This window comes from Niveispirillum sp. FG148 (assembly GCF_057809655.1).
This window is the reverse complement of sequence record NZ_JBMDKJ010000022.1, coordinates 15,670-39,310: the sequence shown is the minus strand read 5'-3', so window position 1 is coordinate 39,310 and position 23,641 is coordinate 15,670. Positions and strand designations below refer to the sequence as shown.

Genomic DNA, 23,641 nt, shown 5'->3' with positions numbered 1-23,641 from the left:
GGCAGCTAACCATTCTGTGAATGAAGCATTGCTGGTCGGGGCTATTTATCATGGCAGAGAAGATCGATCTCCTGTTGATCAACCCTGGCGGGCGGGAACAGATTTACCAGAGCCTTGGCAATGAGTTGACCGCTGTGGAGCCGCCGCTCTGGTGCCGGCTGATCGGCGGCTATGTCCGCGACCGCGGCTATTCCATCGCCATCCTGGATACGGAGGCGGAAAATTGCGGGCCGCAGATGGTGGCCGAACGGGTGCGCCAGCTGAGCCCGCGCCTGGTCGCCATGGTCGTGTTCGGCCACCAGCCTTCGGCCTCGACGCAGCAGATGCTGGGTGCCGGCATGGCCTGCCGCGCCATCAAGGAGCTGCTGCCCGACCAGCCGATCATCATGGTCGGCAGCCATGTTTCCGCCTTGCCGGAACGCACCCTGCGTGAGGAGAAGGTGGATTTCGTCTGCAAGGGCGAGGGGCCGCGGACCATCGTGCAGTTGATCGAGGCACTGAAGGCCGGGGCGAGCGCGGATTTCGCGACGGTGGAGGGGCTGGGCTGGTGGCAGGGCGGGACGGTGACCGTCAACCGCAGCCCGGCCCTGATCGAGGATCTGGATGGCGACCTGCATGGCAACGTCTGGGACCTGCTGCCGATGGACCGGTACCGGGCCCATAATTGGCAATGTTTTCATGATCTCAGCACCCGCAAGCCCTATGCCTCCATCTATACGTCGCTGGGCTGCCCCTTTAAATGTTCGTTCTGCTGCATCAATGCACCGTTCGATGTGAACCGGTATCGCATGCGCAGCCCGCAAGCCGTCGTGGCCGAGATCGACTTTCTTTACCACAGCCATGGGGTGCGGACCTTCAAGATCGTCGACGAGATGTTCGTGCTGAACGAGCGTCACGTCATGGGTATCTGCGATCTGCTGATCCAGGGCGGCTATAGCGATCTGAATATCTGGGCCTATGCGCGGGTCGATACCGTGAAGCCGCGCATGCTGGAAAAGCTGCGCAAGGCGGGTTTCCGCTGGCTGGCGCTGGGCATCGAGTCCGGTTCCAAACATGTCCGGGACGGTGCGCAGAAGGCGCTGAAGCATGATGACATTGTCAGCATCGTCCGGGAAATCCAGAAGGCCGACATCGCCGTCATCGGCAATTACATTTTCGGCCTGCCCGACGATGATCTGGAAACGATGCGGGCGACATTGGACCTGGCCAAGGAACTGAACTGCGAATTCGGCAATTTCTATTCGGCCATGGCCTATCCGGGCTCCCCCCTGTACGACACCGCCCTGGCCAGGGGCTGGGCCCTGCCGGCCGCCTGGTCCGGCTTCTCCCAGCACAGCTATGACTGCCAGCCGCTGGCGACCGAGAAGGTCAGTGCCGCCGACGTGCTGAGATTCCGGGACGCCGCCTTCCACGAATATTTCGAGAACCCGCCTTATCTGGACATGGTGAGCCAGCGTTTCGGGCCCGAAACCCGCGCCCATGTCGAGGATATGGCCAGGGTGCGCCTGCGGCGCCAATTGCTGGAAGCACCACTCGTCGCGGCGGCGTAGCGCCCGGCCTCCCCCGCCCCGCAGTTGCCTGTCAGCCGGCATTGATGCAACCAACTGCGCCATCATCATGGCCTGCTTGCGCGCCGGCGTGACCAGAAAGGGATATTCCCCCATCACGACAGACCGGAGAGAGGCAAGAATCGCGGCGGTTTCGCGGTGCGGGTGCAATGGGCTATGCTGCGCTGGAATGAGCTGTGGAGGGGGACGCAGGATGCCGCTGTACCGGGATGACCAGGGTGCTCTTTATCATTCCTGGCGCACCGACCTGCGCGGGGAACCGGTGCCAACGGGCGCCATCCAGATGCCGGAGGATGCGTGGCTGCGCGTGGCGCGGGTGAAACCGGAATGGGCGGCGCGGTTGCCACGGGCAGCGCTGGGCCTGATCGTGCTGTCCCTGCCGGCCCTGGCGGCCCTAGGCCCGCTTTATCTGTGGGGTGGAGTACCAGGGACCCTGGCAGCCTTGCTGATCGCATGGCTGCTGTTGGGCCTGGGCGGCATCGGTCTGCTGGCTGTCGCCTGCCAGCAGGTGCCGATGGACCGCCCCCTCTCTCTGGTGACGCCGCAGCCGGGCGGGCTGTTCGCCTTGGAACTGCTGCGCCCCTGGGCCACGGTGGCAATGATGACGGGCGCCCTGCTGATGCTGGACCGCGTCCCCGAACTGGCCGGATGGCAGGGGTGGGTGTCGTCCGTGATCGGCTTCATCATTGCCCTGGCAGCAGGCGCCAACCTGCGGCTGATCGGCCGGTTGCGGCGGGGAACGGCCTGAACGCGCTCAGTGCCAGGACGAAAGGCCCGTAAGTCATATAGCAAGAGCCATGGGACATGGCTCCTGGTAGCGGTTGCGCCCTCATGCGCCGGGCGTCGCTACCGGCGGCTTGGCTGGCGCCCAGGGGGGCTCGTCTGGCCCGGTAGACGGAAAATGCGCAGGGTTGCGCGCTGGCTAAGGTTTCGGACGCCGGACTCACCCTGGGTGCCGGCTTTCATCGGATAGGGAAAGGGGCGCCTGCGGGAGCGACCGGCCCTGTCAATCCGCGCTGATCTTGAGCAGGGAGTACACATTGAACAGGAGGCCGAAGCCCATATCGCCGATCGCGTAGTGATATTGGTACCGGCCGCCATCCTTGTCCTCAACATGCATGATCACGGCAAATTGCGATTTGTGGAGCACGCCGTGATATTCGCTGTGGAAGGCGGGGGGATAGGGTCCCCTGGTGTACCGGATTTTGAATCCGCGATCGGTCAGGTGCTTCTTGACGCAAGCCGTGGTCCGGCGAATGCCGAAGGCCATGACCGAAATGACGGCACAGGTGACCATGAAGAACAGCAGCAGAAATTTGTCCCGGTCAACCTGCAATCCGGCCCCCTGCGTTAAATAGAATGACATCTGTCATATTCTAGGAGAAAGCGGCTTCCGTCGTCAATCTGGCGTCGGTTCATGGGAGCGGCCGACAGCGCGGTGACGGCCGCGGCCCCGATCTTAGCCAAAGCTTATCCCGGCACCCCAAAAGCAATGATCGGTCGGACGCTCGCCGTGCCATCACTGGAGCCGTAAATCCGCAAAGGACCGCACATGCAAGCCCCTGCCCCCTGTGACGCCCCGCTGGTGATCCTGCCCGGATTGATGTGTGACAGCCGCATGTTCGGGCATCAGCTGCTGGCCTTTGGCGGGCGCTGTGTCGATGGCTTTTATGGCGGGGCCGACAGCATCGCTTCCATGGTGGATTATGCCCTGGCCCGGATGCCGGCGCGCTGTGCCCTGCTGGGCCATTCCATGGGGGCGCGCGTCGCGCTGGAGCTGTATCGCCGCGCGCCGGAACGGGTGGCGCGGCTGGCGCTGGCCGATACGGGCGTGCATCCGGTGCGGCCGGGGGAGGCGGAAAAGCGCTTCGCCCTGCGCGATCTGGGCCGCAGTGAAGGGGCGGGGGCGATGGTGGATCAATGGCTGCCGCCCATGATCGGCCCGGCCCATGCCGGGGACAGGGACCTCTATGTCGCGCTGCGCGCCATGTGCGTCGATGCCGGGGTGGCGACCTATGAGGCGCAGATCACGGCCCTGCTGGCCCGGCCCGATGCGGGGCCGGTGCTGCCGACCCTCACCTGCCCCACCGCCTTGATCGTCGGCCGGGATGATCAATGGTCACCCGTGGGCCAGCACCAGGAGATGGAAGCCGCCATCCCTGCCGCGCGTCTGTTCATCATCGATAATGCCGGCCACATGGCCCCGGCGGAAGAACCGACTTCGTTCAATGATGCCCTGCGGGCGTGGCTGGCGTAGGGGTTGTCGGTTTGGGAGGGCCCGGAATACCTCTCACTACCGTCACCCCGGCGAAGGCCGGGGTGACGGTGGAGAGAACCATGCCGATTCTAATTAAACCGGTCCGTCTCTAAGAAAAAAGGGGGCGCCCCCGCGGCCGCCCCCTTCGCCTTTACCCCACGGAAGAGCGGGTCAGGCGGTGCGCTTGGCCTGGATCATGTCCAGGATTTCGGCGGCGGCCTTGGGGATGTTGGTGCCGGGGCCATATATGGCGGCGGCGCCGGATTTCAGCAGGAAATCGTAATCCTGGGGCGGGATGACGCCGCCGCAGATGATCAGGATGTCGCCGGCCCCCTGTTCCTTCAGGGCGGCGGCCAGTTGCGGGACCAGGGTCTTGTGACCGGCGGCGAGGCTGGAGACGCCGACGACATGCACGTCATTCTCGATGGCCTGACGCGCCGCCTCCTCCGGCGTCTGGAACAGGGCGCCGACATCGACGTCGAAGCCGATATCGGCAAAGGCGGTGGCGATGACCTTGGCGCCGCGGTCATGGCCGTCCTGGCCCATCTTCACCACCAGCATGCGGGGGCGGCGGCCCTCGGTCTCGGCAAAGGCGGCCACGTCCTTCTGGATCTGCTGGAAGCCGGCATCACCCTCGTACGCCGCGCCATAGACGCCGGAGACGGAGCGGATGACGGCGCGGTGACGGGTGAACACCTCTTCCATGGCGTCGGAAATCTCCCCAACGGTGGCGCGGGCGCGGGCGGCGTCCACGGCGAGCGCCAGCAGGTTGCCGGACTTCTCCGCCGCCGCCTTGGTCAGGGCCGCCAGCGTCTCGCGGACCTTGGCTTCGTCGCGGGTGGCGCGGATGCGCTGCAGCAGGGCGACCTGGGCCTCGCGCACGGCGGTGTTGTCGATGTCCAGCACATCCACCGTTTCCGGGTTCTGCGGACGGTACTTGTTGACGCCGACGATGACTTCCTCGCCCCGGTCGATGCGGGCCTGACGGCGGGCGGCCGCCTCCTCGATCATCAGCTTGGGCAGGCCGCTTTCCACGGCCTTGGTCATGCCGCCCATGCCCTCCACCTGCTCGATCAGCTTTTCAGCCGCCTCGGCCAGGCTGGCCGTCAGATGCTCGACATAGTAGGAGCCGCCCAGCGGGTCCACGACATGCGGGATGCGGGTTTCCTCGGCGATGATCAACTGCGTGTTGCGGGCGATGCGGGCACTGAAGGGCGTGGGCAGGCCCAGGGCCTCGTCAAAGCTGTTGGTGTGCAGCGACTGTGTACCGCCCATGATGGCGGCCATCGCCTCGATCGTCGTGCGGATGACGTTGTTATAGGGGTCCTGCTCCGTCAGCGACACGCCAGAGGTCTGGCAATGGGTGCGCAGCGCCAGGGAGCGGGCGTCCTTGGGCTGGAAATGCTTGTCCATCAGCTTGGCCCAGAGCAGGCGGGCCGCGCGCAGCTTCGCCACCTCCATGAAGAAATCCATGCCGATGGCGAAGAAGAAGCTGAGGCGCGGGGCGAACTTGTCGACATTCAGGCCCTTGGCCAGGGCCGCGCGCACATATTCCATGCCGTCGGCCAGGGTGAAGGCCAGTTCCTGCACCGCCGTGGCGCCGGCTTCCTGCATATGGTAGCCGGAGATGGAGATGGAATTGAACTTGGGCATGTTGTGCGCGGTATATTCGATGATGTCCGCGATGATCCGCATGCTGGGTTCGGGCGGATAGATATAGGTGTTGCGGACCATGAACTCCTTCAGAATGTCATTCTGAATGGTGCCGGAGAGCTTGGCCGTCGGCACGCCCTGTTCCTCACCGGCCACGATATACATGGCCAGGATGGGCAGCACGGCGCCGTTCATGGTCATGGACACGGACATCTTGTCCAGCGGGATGCCGTCGAACAGGATCTTCATATCCTCGACAGAATCGATGGCCACGCCGGCCTTGCCGACATCGCCCACCACGCGGGGATGGTCGCTGTCGTAGCCACGATGGGTGGCCAGATCGAAGGCCACCGACAGGCCCATCTGCCCCGCCGCCAGATTGGCGCGGTAGAATTTGTTGCTGGCCTCGGCCGTGGAGAAGCCCGCGTACTGGCGGATGGTCCAGGGCTTGACCGCATACATAGTAGCGCGCGGGCCGCGCACGAAGGGCGCGAAGCCGGGCAGCGTGCCGGTCGTCTCCAGCCCCTCCAGGTCTTCGGCCGTGTAGAGCGGCTTCACCGCCAGCCCTTCCGCCGTGGTGCGGGTCAGGTCGGACAGGCTGGCATCGGCGCCGGCATCCTTGGCGGCAAGCGCTTCCCAGTCGGCGAGGGTCTTGGTGGGGAACTGGGTCATGGAAGGTCTCCGGGGGAGGGTGCTGGCTCAAATCTCTTCTTGCTTCCCCCGCGGAAGCGGGGGTCCAGGGGCCGCATGAAATGACGATTGGTCTGCGACCCCTGGATCCCCGCTTTCGCGGGGAAGGCACGTTTGTCAGACGGGACCGGATAGGCTCTACCGGGCGCCGTTCTTTTGGCTCACTCGAACTCGATGATCTTCTCATCCACGGCCAGAGACGCGCCCTTGACGGCGTGGACTTTCTTCACCGTGCCGTCGGCCTCGGCCCGCAGGATGTTTTCCATCTTCATGGCTTCGACCACGGCCAGTTCCTGGCCGGCCTTCACCGCCTCCCCTTCCTTGACCGATACCGAGACCAGCAGGCCCGGCATGGGGGAGAGCAAGTATTTGGACATGTCGGGCGGCAGCTTCACCGGCATCAGTTCGGCAAAATCCGCCGCGCGCGGGGTCAGCACGTCCACCGTGAAGGCGAAGCCGCCATGGGTCAGAACCCAGGACGTGCCCTTGCGGTCCACCTGCACCGTCAGATAGGTGCCGCCGATGGTGCCCTGCCACAGGCTCTGGCCGATTTCCCAGTCGCCGACGACGAAATAGGCACCGCTGTCCAGCCGGACCTCGGTATCGCCACCGCAATTGCTGATATGGGCCTTGTGGTTCTGCCGTCCGGCCCGCGCCACCCAATCGGGGCGGACATGGAAGGCGTGGCCCGCCATCTGGCCCGACACCATGGCATCACGCGTGGCAACCCGGTTGTGCAGCACCACAGCCAGCGCCAGCAGACGGTCGCGCACGGCATCATCCGGGGTCAGGCCATGGAACCCGTCGGGATATTCCTCCGCGATGAAGTTCGTGGTCAGGCGGCCGTCGCGGAAGCGCTGCTTCTGCATCAGCGAGGTGAGGAAGGAGATGTTATGGCCCACGCCGCGGATCTGGAACCCGTCCAGCGCATCGGCCATGGCATCGGTCGCCTGCCCACGCGTCGGCGCCCAGGTGATCAGCTTGGCGATCATGGGATCGTAATACATGCTGATCTCGCCGCCCTCATACACGCCGGTATCGACACGGACGATGGAACCATCGGCGCGGCGGCCCTCTGCGGGCGGGCGGTAACGGGTGACACGGCCCGTGGAGGGCAGAAAGCCGCGGGTCGGCTCCTCCGCATAGACGCGTGCTTCCAGCGACCAGCCATTGATGCCGACATCATCCTGACGGATGGGCAGCTTCTCCCCGGCGGCAACCCGGATCATCAGTTCGACCAGATCCAGGCCGGTGATCATTTCCGTGACGGGATGTTCCACCTGCAACCGGGTGTTCATCTCCAGGAAATAGAAATTGCGGTCCTTGTCGACGATGAATTCCACGGTACCGGCCGACCGGTACTGCACCGCCTTGGCCAGCGCGACGGACTGTTCACCCATGGCCTTGCGGGTCGCGGCGTCCAGGAAGGGCGACGGCGCCTCCTCAATCACCTTCTGGTGACGGCGCTGAATGGAGCATTCACGCTCATTCAGGTAGACGGCGTTGCCATGCGCATCGGCCAGAAGCTGGATTTCGATATGGCGCGGCTCGGTGATGTATTTTTCGATGAAGACACGGTCATCGGCGAAGCTGGACCGGGCCTCGTTGGTGGCCGACCGGAAGCCGTCGCGGGCTTCGGCATCGTTCCAGGCCACGCGCATGCCCTTGCCGCCACCGCCGGCCGACGCCTTGATCATGACCGGATAGCCGATGTCGCGGGCGATGCGGACCGCTTCCTCATCATCCTTGATCACGCCCAGGTAACCGGGGACGGTGGAGACGCCGGCCGCCTTGGCCAGCTTCTTGCTCTCGATCTTGTCGCCCATGGCGCCGATGGCATGCACATCGGGGCCGATGAAGGTGATGCCGTTCTGCTTCAACGCCTCGCAGAAAGGCGCCTTTTCCGACAGGAAGCCATAGCCGGGATGCACGGCCTCCGCACCCGTCTTCTTGCAGGCCTCGATGATCTTGTCGGCGATCAGGTAGGATTGGGCCGACGGGGCCGGGCCGATATGCACCGCCTCGTCCGCCATCTCCACATGCAGGGCGCCGGCATCGGCGTCGGAATAGACGGCCACGGTCTTGATGCCCATGCGGCGGGCGGTCTTGATGACGCGGCAGGCGATTTCGCCACGGTTGGCGATAAGGATTTTGTTGAACATGGGGCCGGTGACCTCGTGTCGGAGCGCGTGGAACGCGCGTCTTTCATGGTTCTCGCTGTTTCATTCCGTCATCCCGGCGAAAGCCGGGACCCAGGAGTCCCAAGCGCCGGCCTCTGACCCTGGGTCCCGGCTTGTCACCGGGATGACGGGAAAGAGTGGCGCCCGCGAGACATCACAGCGGCAGATTGTCGTGCTTCTTCCAGGGGTTCTGAAGCTGCTTGTTCTTCAGCATGGAAAGCGCCTTGCACAGGCGGCGGCGGGTGCCGTGGGGCATGATCACATCGTCGATATAGCCACGGCTGGCCGCCACGAACGGATTGGCGAATTTCTGGCGGTATTCCTCCGTCCGCTCCTCAATCTTGGTCTGGTCACCGATATCGCCGCGGAAGATGATCTCCACCGCCCCCTTCGGTCCCATCACGGCAATTTCCGCCGTCGGCCAGGCGTAATTGACGTCGCCGCGCAGATGCTTGGACGCCATCACGTCATAGGCCCCGCCATAGGCCTTGCGGGTAATCACAGTCACCTTCGGCACGGTGGCCTCGGCATAGGCGAACAGCAGCTTGGCGCCATGCTTGATGATGCCGTTATATTCCTGGGCCGTGCCGGGCAGGAAGCCGGGCACGTCCACCAGCGTCACGATGGGGATGTTGAAGGCGTCGCAGAAGCGGACAAAGCGCGCGGCCTTGATGGCGCTGTCGATATCCAGGCAGCCGGCCAGCACCATGGGCTGGTTGGCGACAAAACCGACGGTCGATCCCTGCATGCGGGCAAAGCCGGTGATGATGTTCCGGGCGTAATCCGGCTGGATTTCGAAGAAATCGCCCTCATCCACGATCTTCAGGATCAATTCCTTCATATCGTAGGGCTTGTTGGGATTGGCCGGGACCAGAGTGTCCAGGCTCATCTCCTGACGGTCGGGCGCATCCGGCGTGGGGCGCGAGGGCGGCTTTTCCTGGTTCGACAAGGGCAGGAAATCCACCAGACGGCGGGTTTCCAGCAGGGCCTGCACGTCATTTTCGAAGGCCAGATCGGCCACACCGGACTTGGACGTGTGGGTCACCGCCCCGCCCAGTTCTTCGGCCGTCACCACCTCATGCGTCACCGTCTTCACCACATCGGGGCCGGTGACGAACATGTAGGAGCTGTCCTTCACCATGAAGATGAAGTCGGTCATGGCGGGGCTGTACACGGCACCGCCGGCGCAGGGGCCCATGATCAGGCTGATCTGCGGCACCACGCCGGACGCCAGCACATTGCGCTGGAACACTTCGGCATAGCCGCCGAGCGAGGCCACACCTTCCTGAATGCGGGCACCGCCGCTGTCATTCAGGCCGATGACGGGGGCGCCGACCTTCATGGCCTGATCCATGATCTTGCAGATCTTTTCGGCATGCGCTTCCGACAGGGAGCCGCCGAAGACCGTGAAATCCTGGCTGAAGACGAAGACCAGACGGCCATTGATGGTGCCGTGGCCGGTGACCACACCGTCGCCCGGCACCTTCTGCCCGTCCATACCAAAATCGTTGCACCGATGTTCGACGAACATGTCCCATTCTTCGAACGAGCCTTCGTCCAACAGGATCTCGATGCGCTCCCGCGCTGTCAGCTTACCCTTGGAATGCTGGGCCGCGATGCGCTTGTAACCGCCGCCCTGACGGGCACCGGCCCGCTTCTCTTCCAACCTTATCAGCACGTCATGCATCGAATTCCGCCCCTTGGGAAAGGTTTATGGGAAGTTGGGCGGAGTTTGCAAATTTTGCCGCGCCGCGGATAGGCGTGGATGGGTGCATAAATGCGAACGCGCCACAGGCAAATTGCAAATTTTGCAAATTCGCAACATGCCCATACGCAACCCGTGGCATGGATCGCCCCGGGCGGATCCCCCATTGTCGCGACCAGGAGCGTGGGCCGCCATGGCGTACCCCGATTGACGGCAGGCCCACACCATCTCGGCGTATGGTGACTTCTCCTTTTGATTGCTCTGTAGACTATTGGGAGGACAATCATTAGAAATCGTCGTAGACCGTTTCCCATCGTTGCCGGTATGGTTGCGGTCGTCCGCAGGCCATCGGCAATCAGGGAGCCGTCATTGAAAAGCGAGAGCTTCCAATTCGGAGACTGGCAGATCGATGCACGCGCCTGCATGATCCGCCATTGCACGGAGCCGGTCGAAATACAGGTCGAGCCGCGTGCCATGGATGTGCTGTCGGCCTTGTGTCATCAGGCTGGCACCATCCTGAGTGCGGCGGATCTGTTGCATCTGTGCTGGGACGGGTTGGTCGTCGGCGAGAACCAGGTCCATAAGGCCATCACGCAGCTGCGCCGCGCCCTGCGCGACAGCGTCACCCAGCCGACCTATATCGAGAATATCCGCAAGCGCGGTTATCGCACCATCGCGCCCGTCACCTTCCCCCCCGGCCACAGCCTGGCGGGACCGGCGGAGGACTGGGCGCGGCAATCGCCCTATGTCGGCCTGACATCCTTCGACGCGGCCCATGCCGCGGTGTTTTTCGGTCGGGAAGCGGCGGTGGCGCGGCTGGTCACGGCCCTGTCCGGGCGGCTGGCGGCCGGGCGCCCCCTGCTGCTGGTGCTGGGGCCCAGCGGCAGCGGCAAGACCTCCCTGATCCAGGCGGGGCTGATGCCGGCACTGCGCCGCGGCGCGGTGGCCGTGCCCATCCATGATGCGGTCGCCCTGGACCTGGGTGATGTCGGCGGATTGCCGCTGGCCACGGCCCTGGGCGGCGCGCTGCTGGATCTGTATTGGGACGATGCGCCGCTGTTCACGGGGCTGAGCGCGGAGGAGATTGGCGACCGGCTGACCGACGAGGGCGGGGAGCCCGCGACCTGTCTGCCCATGCCGGCCGATGCGGCGGATGGCCGCTTTGTCCTGTTCATCGACCGGCTGGAAGCGCTGTTCGGCACGCCCGGCGGCGGCAGCCTGCAACGCGCACAGTTCCTGACGGCGCTGGACCGGCTGGCCCGGTCCGGTTCCTTCATCGTCATCGCCGCCTGCCGCAACGATTTCTATCCCGACCTGGCGCGCGAACCCCTGCTGATGGAGGGCAAGGAGGCCGGCGGTCATTTCGATCTGGCCCCGCCCACCCGGACCGAGATCGCCCGCATGATCCGCCAGCCGGCCCAGATGGCCGGCCTCAGTTTCGGCGTGGATGCCGTCAGCGGGGAGCATCTGGACGATCTGCTGTGTGACGGGGTGGCCGATAATCCCGACGCACTGCCGCTGCTGCAATATACGTTGCAGCAATTATACCTGCAGCGCAGCCCTGGCCGGGAACTGACACTGGCCGCCTATCGGGCGCTGGGCGGCATTGATGGCGCCATCGGGCGCCGGGCCGACGCCATTCTGGAGAATCTACCGGCCGCCGCCCAGGCGACGCTGCCGCATATCTTCTCCCTGATCGTGGCCGTGGGCGGCAGCGACGGGGCCGCCCGTGGCCTGCAAGCCCCCTGGTCGGCACTGGGGGGACTGGATGAGAGGCGGCTGGTCCAGACCTTTGTCGACGAAAGGCTGTTCGTCAGCCTGGTGCATGGGGCGGAGCCGGTATTCGGGGTGGCGCACGAAGCCCTGTTGCGGCAATGGCCGCGCGCGGTGGCCTGGATATCCGAACATCATCAGGCGCTGCGTATCCGCGCCCGGCTGGAGGGCGAGACCCAGCAATGGCTGAACGATGGCCGCCGGGCCGACCGGCTGCTGCGCCAGGGCCGGCCGCTGGAAGAGGCACTGGACCTGCTGCGGGCCCGCGCCGTGCCTCTGTCGGACGATGTGGCCGCCCTGATCGCGGCCTCCTCCCGTCAGGCGCGCCGGGCCGACCGGCTGCGCCTGGGCGCCGTCTTCGGTTTCGCGCTGATCGCCCTGGTAGCCCTGGCAATGGGCTATCAGGCCCGCAAGGCCGAATATCAGGCTGCCCAGCGCCGGGATGAGGCCGAAGGGCTGGTCGATTTCATGCTGGGCGACCTGACGGAGAAATTGCAGCCGCTGGCTAGGCTGGACCTGCTGGATGGGGTGGCGCAGAAAGCCATGGCCTATCTAACCGCTGAGGATCCCGGCCGCATGCCCGGTCCGCTCCGACTACGACAGGCCAAGGCGCTTTTGACGCTGGCGGATGTGAACCGGTCACGCGGTAACGTGGATGCCGCACTGACGGCGCTGGCGCGCGCGGAGGCGCTGTTGCAGGTCAATCTGGCGCAGGGGCCGGTGGATGGGGATTTGCTGAAGACCGCCGGGGCGGTGGCGTTCTGGTTCGGGCAGATCGCGCTGGATCGGGGGCGGTTGGATGAAACCGAAAAGCGATTTGAGCAATATCGCATTTTTGCGCAACGGATGATGGATCTGAACCCCGATGATGTTGATGCCTGGCTGGAGCTGTCCTATGCCCTGTCCAGTCTTGGCACCCTTAAGGCAAGACGGGGAAGCGAGGACGCGGCCGCCGCAGATTTCACCTATTCCCTGGCGTTGAAGGAAAAAGCACTTGGCTGCCGCATTGGTGATCACGGCCTTCTCGCGGGTGTCGCCAATGTTCTTTCATTGCTTGCCAACAGCAAAGCCCAGGCGGGAAATCTTAATGAAGCCGCCACGCTTTATGACCGGCAGCGTGAAAAGCTTAGCGCCCTAATTGAGATTGATCCGCAGGCCACAAATTGGCGCTATCGCCTTGGGCTGGCCATCAAGTTAAAGGCTCAGCTTCTATTAGCCCTGGGCAGAAATAAAGAGGCGATTGACGCCGCAGGCGAAGCAATAAATCTAATCAGTCTGTGCCTTGAACAAGAACCTAATAATCAAATATGGCTATCACGCCGCGCTGACACAACTCTAATAAAAGTCCGTGGGTTGATTTCAATTAACGCAATAGCTGAAAGCGTCACCGCCATTGACATGGCCATAGCTGATATTGACAAAGCATCGCGTGATAACTCGACCGACGAGAGCTTTCGATTACGCGCTACTGCGTTGATGCTGAAAGGAATCGCTGAAATTCGAAGGGGCAGACTGAATGAATCGTCTGCCAGTATTTCGAGTGCAGAAAACTTGATGCTGTCGCTGCCCAGCAAGGCCGTGAATGACAAGCTGAGCATAATTACTCAAGTAAACATATTGCTGACCCGCGCGGATCTGGAGCAACAGCGGGGACAGCATGACAGGGCGAGATTGACATGTCGTCAGGTCGGCGATCGCCTGAAATCTCAGATCGTGAACAGTAACGATTTCCGCCTGCTTGATCCATGGGTACGTGCGGCCATGTGCAGTGGCGACCCAACGTCAGCAGCGCAGAGTGCCGCTATCCTGGAGAAAATAGGATATCGGGAAACGATGTACCGCAACCACATCATGCAGAATGGAGAAAAGAATGACTGAGCTTATTGATGGAAACGCCATGACTGTCATCGTTCATATTGATGAGGTCAAAACAGGGAATAATATAACTTATAAATGGTACTACAATCGTATAACTGGAGACGGTCTCTCTCTGGCCGTTCCGAAGAACGTGCAGAAAATTAATTTTGCCCTCGATGACAGCAGCAAGAAGCTCTACAGGTTGGTCACGCCAGAGATCACACCGCGGCGGGAGGATTCGCATGTGTATGCTGATCTGTTGATTCCGACAGAAGATGGGCCGAATTCAAGAGATTTTATTTCTGTCTATGATGGCCAAATCAATCTCGGCACCCATGTTGGCAGCGTTACGCTGCGCATGGAATTGATCAATGGAAATTTCAGCGAGCATGTTGACATGGGCACGATCCGTTCGGATCCCGAGGTCATCAATACCGGCATGGAAACCTAAGCCATTCAACCGGAAGCGCAGGATGTAGTTCCTGCCCTTGATCGGGTTCTGCAAATAGGGTGATCGACACGGATCACGCGCGAAAGGGGGGCGGACCCAAGGCCAGAGAGGCTGGGGTCCGCCCCTTTTCATTTCGTGCCGTCTTCTGCATTTCTTCCGACAAATATCATTCATAATCAATGTCTTACTATCCGGAAGGATAACAGAAGAAAGAATTCTTCCGAACCCTGGCAGGGTCTGGCCATCGCCATTCCAGCCAGGGAAATCATCCCATGCCCATCCTGCTGACCCCGCGTGAACGCCAGGTTCTGGCCCTGACCGGGCGCGGATTGAAAAGTGCCCAGATCGCGGCCGAACTGGGGGTTTCCGAACTGACCATCCGCAAGCATCGGTCCGCCATCATGCGCAAGGCGGGGCTGCGGTCCACGGCGCAGCTGATCGCCTTTGCCGGCAATGACACGGAACCGGATGGAGCGGCCCCCCTGTCCTGGGACCGGCTGCGCCCGCGGGAGGCGGAGGTGGTGCGCCATGTCGTGGCCGGACGCACCAGCAAGGAGATCGCGCGGCTGCTGGATATCAGCCCCCTGACGGTACAAAAACACCGGCAGCGGGCGCGTGAAAAGCTGGGCGTGCATACGGTGGGGGAGATGATCACACGGGGCCGCAGCCTGCCCGCCTGAAAGGAATTGCTGCGGCAGACCCGCTAGCCGGGTAAGGTCGGGCGGGAACGGGCCTGCGGACAGGGGATGGAGAGCGCCGGGCATGACCGCCAAGATCTATGCAGGCGAACGGATACGCCGATTGCGGGAGACGCGCGGGATCAGCCAGGCGGCCCTGGCCGCGGCCGTGGGGCTTTCCACCTCCTACCTGAACCAGATCGAGAATAACCAGCGGCCGCTGTCGGCCGCCGCCGTCATCCGCCTGTCGGGCTATTTCACGGTCGAGCCCAGCCATTTCGCCGATGACAGCGACACGCGGCTTGCCTCTGAACTGCGGGAAGTATTGGGCGACCCGCTGTTTTCCGACGCATCGGTGACCTTTGCCGGCATCCGCGACGCCGTGCGCGCCGCTCCCGGCATCATGGGCCAATTCCTGAAGCTCTATCGCGCCTATCAGGGGCTGGACGAGGAATATAAGGCCCTGGTCGACAAGGTGGGGGGCGAGGAAGCGGTCAGCGGACCCGCCGCCTTCCCCTATGACGAGGTGCGCGATTTCGTGCAGGCGCAGCGCAACCATTTCGAAACGCTGGACCATGCGGCCGAGGACCTGTTCGAGAACGGGCATTTTTCCAAGGACCGGCTGCTGGAACATCTGGGCCAGCATCTGGCCGACCGGCATGGCGTGACCATCCGGGTCTCCCCCATGCTGGTGCGCCACGACGTGCTGTGGCGCTATGATCCCGACGACAAGGAACTGCTGGTTTCCGAAGGCACGCCGCGCGAAAGCCGCACCTTCTTCGCCGCCCACCAGATCGCGCTCTTGGATTACGGGGTGGAGATCGAACGGCTGGTGGCCGGCGCCGGCCTGTCCAGTGTGGAGGCGCGGTCGATCCTGCGCGTCGGCCTGGCCAATTATTTCGCCGGCGCCCTGATCCTGCCCTATCGCCGCTTCCTGGCCGAGGCGCAGCGCATGCGCTATGACATCGACCGGCTGTCTGCCCATTTCAATGTCAGCTTCGAACAGGTCTGCCACCGCCTGTCGACCATGCAGCGGCCGGGCCTGCCGGGCGTGCCCTTCTATTTCGTGAAGGTGGACATGGCCGGCAATATCGCCAAACGGTCCAGCGCCACCCGGTTCCAGTTCGCCCGTTTCGGCGGCGCCTGCCCCCTGTGGAACGTGCATCAGGCCTTCGCACAGCCGGGCCGCATCCTGGTGCAGCAGGCGCGCATGCCGGACGGGGCGACATATCTGTGCATCGCCCGTACCGTGGTGGCCAAAGGCAACTCGTACCTGTCGCGCCCGCGCGAGGCGGCGGTGGGTCTGGGCTGCGAAATCTCCTTCGCCGACCAGCTGGTCTATTCAGCCGGCCTGGATCTGCGCAATGCTGATGCGGCCGTGCCCATCGGGTCCAACTGCAAGGTCTGCGACCGCGAGGAATGCCGCCACCGCGCCTTCCCGCCCATCGGCAAGGCCCTGCGCGTCGATGCGCATGAACGGCGCGTGGTGCCGTACAGCGTCAGTTGAGGGTAAAAACGGTCAAACTGGCGCACACGCCCAAGCGGCGAATTGACGGTCAGTTGATGGAGACAGGGACAAGTTCCGACCACTCCTCCTTTTTGTCACGTCAAAATTGTTCTTGATATGTTCACCATTCTATGGGTGTAATCGGGAGGTTTGCGCTACTTCTCTATCAAAAGATCAAGGGCCGGAAATGTCACTGTCAGCCTATGAAGTGCAGAAAGAACCCGCACCGCACTATTCTGACGACTTCCTGGGCAGCCTTCGTCAAGGCGAAGACTCACCTTGCGGTAAGTTCAAAGGCGGCTGGGGAGGCTGGGGTGAGTTTTTCCGCATGCTTCCCTCCGTCACCATCCCCCCCATAATCCTGGTGCCCATCGCGCCAATCCTCGTGGGGTTCTGGTGCACTGCCAACGAATTGCCCTATTTCGACGTGATGTCGGACATCGGCCAGAATTCAACTTACTTCACCACCATCATCATGGGCATGACCTTCCTGACAAGTCTGTGCCTGCTGTCGCCAGGATTCATGCGCATCTATGATGATTACACCGTCTATCGAAGCGGCCACTATAAGCGTCGCGACGACATGGAAAAGCTGCGCGACGCCCGCTGGGAAATGGCTTCGGTCATTGCACTTATCATTTATCTCAGCATCAATCTGTGGATTCTGAATTCGTCTTCGATCAGTCTCGGCGACCCCAGCGACGACAAATATCTTTATGCTGACCTTGCCTTTTTCGCCTGGGCGATGGGGCTCTGTTTTCTTCTTGTCATCCTCATCCGACGCCTCATGTCCTTCTCGGAAAGATGGCGCTTCGCCAAAGACACGGCCCTGCGCCGATTCCCGCCGAATGCGGAGCAAAGTGCCCCAAGGCGCATCTGGACCTGCTGTCAGCGACGCCGCTTCGCCGTGCGCGAATTCCTCGCCTATCTCGCCGGAAGGGTGGCCGTGATGCCGGTTCCGTCGAATCAGTCGACCAATGAAACCGCTCCGTCAGCGTCGGGCAGAACATCAGGTCGGAAGAAAGGGGCGGAGCCAGAGGCCTATGACATCGGTCTTATGGGTATCTTTAATATCGCGATGATCGATCTGACTGCACTTTCCTTCTTTACCACGATCGCTTTCAGCGCCATGTCCAGCATCATCGACAGGGATGCAGGCAATTCCACAGCAATCTTTTCCACAACAATCTTTGCAGAAGTCGCATTCCTGTTCATCCAGCCGTGGATCCCGTTCTCTCTTCTGATGATGTCCAAAGCATGGGCTGACAACAGATCAGCGAAAAGCGCAACCAAGGCTGTGGTGATGACGATTTTCGTCTTGCTCTTGGGGTTCCCCCGTGTACCTGCAATTATCGATAATCTCGGGCGGGGTCTTGGCTTTGCCGGTGACAGGCCTGTTTTCCTGCACCTGTCGCCTTCAGTGGCTTGCAGCAATCCTGTCCTGGTCGCAGAGCGGCCCGATTGCACCTCTTCGACGCCGGTCCGCTCGGTGGCCGTGCGCATCGGCTGGATGGGGCCAAGCCGCGCCATCATCCATCCCGGTGCAAAGCATGACAACGGTAACACGGTGGTGCTGGATCGAAAGGATGTTCTTTCTTATGAGGTCGTCCATATGAAAAAGCACGACCAATAGACGTCAATCGGACGGGGTACGCCCCCCCTTCAGCCACCGAGCACCACCCTCACGCCGCCGGGCGGGCCAGGGGCAGGACGGAGGTCAGCGTTTCGATCAGCTGGTTCAGCTTCACCGGCTTGGTCAGGAAGGCCTGCATCCCCGCTTCGCGGCATTGGCGGCGGATATCGGCCGACAGATTGGCCGTCAGCGCCACGATGGGCACACGGCCGGCGCGGCCCGGCAGGTTGCGGGCGCGCCGCGCCGCCTCCAGCCCGTCCATTTCCGGCATGGACAGATCCATGATGACGGCGTCGACGGGACGTGCTTCCAGGATGGACAGGGCGTCGATGCCGTTGCCGGCCTGCACCACCTGCGCCCCGCGGATTTCCAGCAGTTCCGTGGCCGCCTGCCGGTTCACGGCGTCATCTTCCACCAGCAGGATGACGGGCTTGCCTTCCAGGCCGGCCTGCCGGATGGCGCCCGGCGCAATATACGCCTCGTCCCCTTCCCGCTGCACAGCCAGCGGCGACAGCGGCAGGCAGAGCGTGAACTGGCTGCCCTGTTCCGGCCCGCTGTCCACGGTCAGAACGCCGCCCAGCATATCGGTCAGCGACCGGGCGATGGCCAGACCCAGACCCGCCCCGCCAAAGCGGCGCGAAATGGAATTGTCGGCCTGGCTGAACACATCGAAAATTCGGTCCAGCTTTTCCGGCGGGATGCCGATGCCGGTATCGATGACCTGAAACCGCACCCAATGGGCGCCATCGCCCACGCTGGCCTGCTGATCACCGGGGGCGTTCACGCGGTCGACACCCAGGGTGATATGGCCGCGTTCGGTAAATTTCACAGCATTGTCCAGCAGGCACATCAGGATCTGGCGCAGCCGCTTGGCATCGGTGACGACGCCCGACGGCACACCATCCCCCGTGCGCAGGCTGAGCACCAGCCCCTTGCGTTCCGCCCGCGGGCCGACCACGGCCAGCAATTCCCCCAGCAGCAGGCCCAGATCGACGGGACCGGACGCCACTTCCAGCCGCCCGGCCTCCAGCCGCGCCATGTCCAGCACATCATCAATCAGTGACAGCAGCGACCCGCTGGCATTGCCCATCACTTCCAGCAGGCGCACCTGGGCCGCGTTCAGATTATGGGTTTCCAGGATCTGCAGGCAGCCCTGGATGGCATTGATGGGGGTGCGGATCTCATGGCTGATCGTGGCCAGGAATTCCGACTTGGCCCGGTCGGCGGCTCGGGCCTGTTCAGCCACATGCTGGGCCGCGTGACGTTCGGCGGCTTGCTGACGCAACAGGCGCAGCAAGGTGGCGGCCACCCCGCCGGTGGCCACAGCCGACACGATGAAAGGCTGAACCAGCCAAGACACCTGGCTGCCCAGCGTCGACGGATCAAAGGCGTCCAGCGGCCGGTTCACCATCACGTCGGTGACGAAGATGCCATTGACCAGGGCCGCGATTCCGAACGCCGCCATCAGCACCCCGTCGGCCAGGCTGCGCGGCCGCACGCCCCAGAGATGGTAGAGCGTGGCGATCAGCGCAGCCTGGATGAAGCTGCCATTCAGCACTTCCCGCAGGATCACGTCGTTGCGCGCCAGCGTGACCCCGGTCAGCGCCATCAGGGCCGCCAGCCCCGCCAGCCAGCGCCCCAGCCAGGGCCGCCGCCCGGCATAAAGCGCAGCACCATGCAGGAACAGCAGGAAGATGCCGTTGAACAGCGTGTCCGCCAGCAGCGCCAGCGCCCCCGTGGGCAGGGTGAAGGGCGGCCTGGCAAACCGGACCAGCGGCATCACCAGCAGGGCCAGGGCAAAGGCCAGGGCCCAGGACAGCGCATAGCGTTCCCGCCGGCCATGCCACCAGATGACAGCCAGCAGCACCGACGCCCCCAGAAGGGGCGCGGCATTGACCGTTATCAGGGCGGCTTCAAGGTCCATGGGGCGATTCTGTACTGGGGCCGTAAACACAAGATTGATTTGCGGCGCCATCCTGCAACAACCGAACAGATTTCGCAATCACCAGCATATGGGCAATCTGTGATCGTTAACTACTGACGAAGATCACTTGTCGATTCTCTGTGTATAAATTCATTAACATGAATTTGAGGCTTTTTTATGGGATTGACTTGAATGCCGGCTCAAATAAGCGCCCATGATGATTGAAGTTGGACTTTGGGGCGCGCCGCACCCCATCCATGGTTCAAATGGATGGAGTGGTACGTCCAATGCGCTTCGTTGTGGCAAATATCGGGCTCTTGTGATTCAAAGGGGGGCTGTCCGACGGGTGTATGCCGTCGGCCGATGTGAACGTATATCCGGGGCGGATCATGAACAGGTTATTGCGCGGATTACTGATGGTTGCCGGCTTGTTGCTGTTGACAACATCGCCCGCCGCCGCATTCCGATTGATTCCAATCGAAATGGAGTTCGAGCCGACAGGCCGCGGCGCCACCCAGATTTTCCGGGTGGAAAATGACACAACCAATCCGATCGCCATCGAAATCCACATCACGGGCCGCAAAATGGGTCCGGACGGCGAGGATCTGCCGGCCGACCCGTCCGACGAATGGATCATCTTCCCCGAGCAGCTGGTGCTGGAGCCCGCGCAGAACCAGTCGGTGCGCGTGCAGTGGACAGGCGACGCCAAGCCCGAACGGGAACTGGCGTACCGACTGATTGCCGAACAACTGGACGTGGATATCGGGCAGGCCCCGGCGCAGCAGGGCGGCAAGGTGAAGTTGCTGGTCCAGTACAAGGCGTCGATCTATGTGACGCCGGCAGGATCCAAGGGCACCCTCTCCGTCGTCAGCGCCGGCCCGCACAAGCTGGTGGATGGCACGGTGATGGAGGTTCTGGTGCGCAATGACGGCACGGCCCACAAATTCCTGAAGGACCTGACCCTGACCGTGTCGGCCGGGGGCAAGTCCGTGACCATCCCCACCGACCGGCTGGGCGGCATGGCGGGGGAGAATATCCTGCCGGGCGTCACCCGCACCTTCCTGCTGCCCTGGCCGGACGAACTGCCGCAGGGTCCGGTCACGGCCAAGCTGAACCTGCCCTGACCTGATCCGTCCCATGCCCCGCCCCCGCCCCTCCCGTTACCGGCGCGCCATGCGTCTGGCCCTGGCAGCGCCGCCGGCGCTGGCCGTGGCGCTGGTGCCGGCACGGCTGAGCGTGGGCGCAGAGGCGACGCCGGCGGCGGCCCCCGGGCCGGCACCAGCACCGGCACCAGGCCCCGCCAGGCCCACGGCGGACGAGCTGTTCAAGAAGGCCTTCGGACAGAAGAAGCCGGCGACCCGGACGCAGAAGGCCGACCTGCCTGTGTTCTTCGACGGGTATGAGATCGGTCAGGTGCCGGGTCAGGTGGCCCTGAACCCGATGGACACGATGGTCGACCTGACCAGGCTGGCCGACCTGCTGCGCCCGCTGGCCCAGGAAGAGCCGATCCGCGCCCTGCTGGCCCAGGCCGGCCCCGATGGACAGGCCGCCCCCGCCCGCATGGCCAAGACGGGCATCCAGCTGGCCTATGATGGCGGCGATCAGGTGGTGAAGGTCACCGTGCCCGCCGCAGCCCGCAAGCCGCGCGACCTGTCAGTGCTGGAACGCGGGGCAGCCGCCCGCACCTATACGATCATCCCGCAGGCCGACCTGTCGGCACAGATGAACATGCGGGCGGCCGTGGAATATCTGTCCACGCCTTCCGCCTTCGGTGAAAGCGGCCTGGGGCCCTTGTCGGTCTCGGCCGAACCCGCCATCAACTGGAAGGGCTGGGTGGTCGAGGGCGAGGTCTATTATCGCGAGGATGCCTATCACACCCTGTCGCGCGGCCCCGTGCGCGTCGTCCATGATTTCACCGACCTGGGCGTGCGTGCGCAGCTGGGCGACATTTCCATGGCGGTCATCAACAATCAGGTGGGCCGGGCCGTGGGCGGCCTGACCGTGGCCAAGAATTTCTCCATCCGGCCCTATGACCTGGTGCAGCCGGGCGGCAACCGGGAATTCATCCTGGAAAACCCATCGGTGGTGGAGGTCATTGTCAATGGACGGCCCACCCGCACCTTCCGCCTGGAACCCGGCCCCTACAATCTCAACAATTTTCCCGGTGCGTCGGGCACCAATGATGTGCAGATCCGCATCACCGACGCCTATGGCCGCGAACAGACCATCGATTTCCCCTTCTTCTTCGACAGCCAGCTGCTGGCGGCGGGCGTGCAGGAATATGGCTATACGATCGGCCTGCCTTCCACCGTCAGCCGCGACCGCTATCATTACGACAAGGACAATCCGACCTTCTCCGGCTATCACCGGGTGGGCGTGACCGACAATTTCACCCTGGCGCTGGGCACCCAGATCGACACCAAGGAGACGACGGTCACGGCCGAAGCGCTCGTCGCCACGGGCTGGGGCACTTTCGGGCTGGAGCCGGCCGCCTATCTGCGGCGCAAGGACTGGGACAGCACCCAGACCGCGGCGGCGAAGAAGCAGGGCTATGCCGGCACCCTGCGCTACCGTTCCTATTCCAACGGCGCCTCGGTCCTGGACAACCAGTCGATCACGGCACAGTTGAGCTGGTACGATCCCAATTACCGGTCCTTCGGCTCCACCTTCGTGAATGACACCAAGCTGGACGCATCGGCCCGCATCAGTCAGCCCTTGTTCGAGAACCTGACCGCCTCGCTGGGCGGGCGCTACCGCATGGTGCGCGGCGACAGCACGGTCGACAATTATTCGATCGATTTCGCGCTGCGCCGGCGCCTGTTCGAAACCGGCAATGTCGACCTGACCTTCAGCCATGGCAAGGACAGCCTGGGCGCCAAGGAGACGGGCGTCTATCTGTCCACCCGCTTCATCTTTGATGGCGGGCGGCAGAGTGCCGGCCTGAATGTCGACACCATCACCAAGCAGCAGCGCCTGGACTGGCGCTACAGCTCGCTCTACACCGTCAACGCCCTGTCGGGCGGGCTGGAACTGCTGAACGAGAAGGGGCGCGTCGGCGACCAGGTGCAGGGCAACCTGAATTATACGAACCAGCGGTTCGAAACACAGGTTCGCCACAGCGTCGTGCAGCGCGGGCTGAACGACGCCAACGGGGTGGAAAACCGCACTCAGTTGACGGCGGCCACCGCCCTGGTCTTTGCCGATGGGCATTATGGCGTGACGCGGCCCGTCACCAACAGTTTCGCCGTCATCGTCCCCCATCCGCGACTGAAGGACATGGATGTCGGCGTCGACCCCGTCGACGACCGTTATGTGGCCGAAACGGATTGGCTGGGTGTACCCATCGTGCCCAATATTTCCGCCTATCTGGTGCGGCCCATCCTGCTGGACGTGCCCGACGCGCCCGCCAATTACGATCTGGGCGACGACCGGCCCGCCGTGCAGCCGGGTTACAAGTCGGGCACCATCGTCACCATCGGCACCGATGCCATCGTCACCCTGGTCGGCAATCTGGTCCTGACCGATGGCAAGCCCGCGGCCCTGCTGTCGGGCACATTGCGGCCGGTGGGCATCAAGGATGCCAAGGACCTGGCCTTCTTCACCAACCGCGCCGGCCTGTTCCGCATCGACAGCGTGCGTCCGGGTGACTGGCTGCTGCTGGTCCATGGCGCAGAGACGGCCCCCATCCCCGTCAGCGTGGCCAAGGATGCCGAAGGCGAGGTCAAGCTGGGCCGGATGCCGGTGCAGATGAAGCCCTGAGGCGCCC

15 protein-coding genes are annotated in these 23,641 nt (G+C 63.3%); 10 read left to right on the top strand and 5 right to left on the bottom strand.

All coding sequences use genetic code 11. From position 1 onward, the window contains the following. The first annotated feature begins 50 nt into the window (after positions 1-50). A complete protein-coding gene (locus tag ACODTW_RS20050; RefSeq protein ID WP_488947847.1) occupies positions 51-1,550 on the top strand; it encodes a B12-binding domain-containing radical SAM protein in 1,500 nt (499 codons plus the stop codon). Between the two features lie 211 nt (positions 1,551-1,761). After that, positions 1,762-2,316: a hypothetical protein gene (locus tag ACODTW_RS20045; RefSeq protein WP_488947846.1), complete on the top strand. Its 555-nt coding sequence runs from the start codon at positions 1,762-1,764 to the stop codon at positions 2,314-2,316. Positions 2,317-2,574: 258 nt separating this feature from the next. Here the strand turns inward: ACODTW_RS20045 and ACODTW_RS20040 are convergent, their stop codons facing one another. Beyond that, a complete protein-coding gene (locus ACODTW_RS20040; RefSeq protein ID WP_488947845.1) occupies positions 2,575-2,904 on the bottom strand; it encodes a hypothetical protein in 330 nt (109 codons plus the stop codon). A gap of 216 nt (positions 2,905-3,120) precedes the next feature. On the opposite strand from ACODTW_RS20040, the gene ACODTW_RS20035 reads away from it, so the two are divergent. Continuing rightward, positions 3,121-3,825 carry an alpha/beta fold hydrolase gene (locus ACODTW_RS20035; RefSeq protein WP_488947844.1) on the top strand — a complete coding sequence of 235 codons (705 nt, stop codon included), beginning with the start codon at positions 3,121-3,123 and terminating at the stop codon, positions 3,823-3,825. Between the two features lie 171 nt (positions 3,826-3,996). Here the strand turns inward: ACODTW_RS20035 and scpA are convergent, their stop codons facing one another. From scpA to ACODTW_RS20020, 3 genes are all read right to left on the bottom strand, one after another. Next, a complete protein-coding gene (scpA, locus tag ACODTW_RS20030; protein ID WP_488947843.1) occupies positions 3,997-6,150 on the bottom strand; it encodes a methylmalonyl-CoA mutase in 2,154 nt (717 codons plus the stop codon). A gap of 179 nt (positions 6,151-6,329) precedes the next feature. After that, complete coding sequence (locus ACODTW_RS20025; protein ID WP_488947842.1) at positions 6,330-8,330, bottom strand: acetyl-CoA carboxylase biotin carboxylase subunit; 2,001 nt, start codon at positions 8,328-8,330, stop codon at positions 6,330-6,332. 172 nt (positions 8,331-8,502) lie between these two features. Then, on the bottom strand, positions 8,503-10,035 hold the full coding sequence (locus tag ACODTW_RS20020; RefSeq protein WP_488947841.1) for an acyl-CoA carboxylase subunit beta: 1,533 nt from the start codon (positions 10,033-10,035) through the stop codon (positions 8,503-8,505). Positions 10,036-10,422: 387 nt separating this feature from the next. On the opposite strand from ACODTW_RS20020, the gene ACODTW_RS20015 reads away from it, so the two are divergent. The 5 genes from ACODTW_RS20015 to ACODTW_RS19995 all read left to right on the top strand — a co-directional run bounded on the left by ACODTW_RS20015 (position 10,423) and on the right by ACODTW_RS19995 (position 17,951). Further along, positions 10,423-13,704 (top strand): nSTAND1 domain-containing NTPase, encoded by a 3,282-nt coding sequence (locus tag ACODTW_RS20015; RefSeq protein WP_488947840.1) that lies wholly within the window; start codon positions 10,423-10,425, stop codon positions 13,702-13,704. After that, a complete protein-coding gene (locus ACODTW_RS20010) occupies positions 13,697-14,134 on the top strand; it encodes a hypothetical protein (RefSeq protein ID WP_488947839.1) in 438 nt (145 codons plus the stop codon). The genes ACODTW_RS20015 and ACODTW_RS20010 overlap by 8 nt, the downstream gene beginning before the upstream one ends. A 272-nt stretch (positions 14,135-14,406) precedes the next feature. Then, positions 14,407-14,814, top strand: a complete 408-nt coding sequence (locus tag ACODTW_RS20005) for a response regulator transcription factor (protein ID WP_488947838.1) — start codon at positions 14,407-14,409, stop codon at positions 14,812-14,814. An 82-nt stretch (positions 14,815-14,896) separates the two neighbouring features. Next, on the top strand, positions 14,897-16,318 hold the full coding sequence (locus ACODTW_RS20000) for a helix-turn-helix domain-containing protein (RefSeq protein ID WP_488947837.1): 1,422 nt from the start codon (positions 14,897-14,899) through the stop codon (positions 16,316-16,318). A gap of 187 nt (positions 16,319-16,505) precedes the next feature. Then, complete coding sequence (locus ACODTW_RS19995; RefSeq protein ID WP_488947836.1) at positions 16,506-17,951, top strand: hypothetical protein; 1,446 nt, start codon at positions 16,506-16,508, stop codon at positions 17,949-17,951. Between the two features lie 49 nt (positions 17,952-18,000). Here the strand turns inward: ACODTW_RS19995 and ACODTW_RS19990 are convergent, their stop codons facing one another. Beyond that, positions 18,001-19,875 carry an ATP-binding protein gene (locus ACODTW_RS19990; RefSeq protein WP_488947835.1) on the bottom strand — a complete coding sequence of 625 codons (1,875 nt, stop codon included), beginning with the start codon at positions 19,873-19,875 and terminating at the stop codon, positions 18,001-18,003. Between the two features lie 482 nt (positions 19,876-20,357). Between ACODTW_RS19990 and ACODTW_RS19985 the strand changes: the two genes are divergently transcribed. Then, on the top strand, positions 20,358-20,999 hold the full coding sequence (locus ACODTW_RS19985) for a fimbrial biogenesis chaperone (RefSeq protein ID WP_488947834.1): 642 nt from the start codon (positions 20,358-20,360) through the stop codon (positions 20,997-20,999). A 13-nt stretch (positions 21,000-21,012) separates the two neighbouring features. Beyond that, complete coding sequence (locus ACODTW_RS19980) at positions 21,013-23,634, top strand: fimbria/pilus outer membrane usher protein (protein ID WP_488947833.1); 2,622 nt, start codon at positions 21,013-21,015, stop codon at positions 23,632-23,634. The last annotated feature ends 7 nt before the right edge of the window (positions 23,635-23,641 follow it).

What these genes read in the sequence shown, in the direction of transcription:
- ACODTW_RS19980 (WP_488947833.1), top strand. Translation starts at nt 21,013, where the DNA reads ATGCCCCGCCCCCGCCCCTCCCGTTACCGGCGCGCCATGCGTCTGGCC.
- ACODTW_RS19995 (WP_488947836.1), top strand. Translation starts at nt 16,506, where the DNA reads ATGTCACTGTCAGCCTATGAAGTGCAGAAAGAACCCGCACCGCACTAT.
- ACODTW_RS19990 (WP_488947835.1), bottom strand. Translation starts at nt 19,875, where the DNA reads ATGGACCTTGAAGCCGCCCTGATAACGGTCAATGCCGCGCCCCTTCTG.
- scpA (WP_488947843.1), bottom strand. Translation starts at nt 6,150, where the DNA reads ATGACCCAGTTCCCCACCAAGACCCTCGCCGACTGGGAAGCGCTTGCC.
- ACODTW_RS20010 (WP_488947839.1), top strand. Translation starts at nt 13,697, where the DNA reads ATGACTGAGCTTATTGATGGAAACGCCATGACTGTCATCGTTCATATT.
- ACODTW_RS20000 (WP_488947837.1), top strand. Translation starts at nt 14,897, where the DNA reads ATGACCGCCAAGATCTATGCAGGCGAACGGATACGCCGATTGCGGGAG.
- ACODTW_RS20050 (WP_488947847.1), top strand. Translation starts at nt 51, where the DNA reads ATGGCAGAGAAGATCGATCTCCTGTTGATCAACCCTGGCGGGCGGGAA.
- ACODTW_RS20025 (WP_488947842.1), bottom strand. Translation starts at nt 8,330, where the DNA reads ATGTTCAACAAAATCCTTATCGCCAACCGTGGCGAAATCGCCTGCCGC.
- ACODTW_RS19985 (WP_488947834.1), top strand. Translation starts at nt 20,358, where the DNA reads ATGGAGTTCGAGCCGACAGGCCGCGGCGCCACCCAGATTTTCCGGGTG.
- ACODTW_RS20045 (WP_488947846.1), top strand. Translation starts at nt 1,762, where the DNA reads ATGCCGCTGTACCGGGATGACCAGGGTGCTCTTTATCATTCCTGGCGC.
- ACODTW_RS20035 (WP_488947844.1), top strand. Translation starts at nt 3,121, where the DNA reads ATGCAAGCCCCTGCCCCCTGTGACGCCCCGCTGGTGATCCTGCCCGGA.
- ACODTW_RS20020 (WP_488947841.1), bottom strand. Translation starts at nt 10,035, where the DNA reads ATGCATGACGTGCTGATAAGGTTGGAAGAGAAGCGGGCCGGTGCCCGT.
- ACODTW_RS20005 (WP_488947838.1), top strand. Translation starts at nt 14,407, where the DNA reads ATGCCCATCCTGCTGACCCCGCGTGAACGCCAGGTTCTGGCCCTGACC.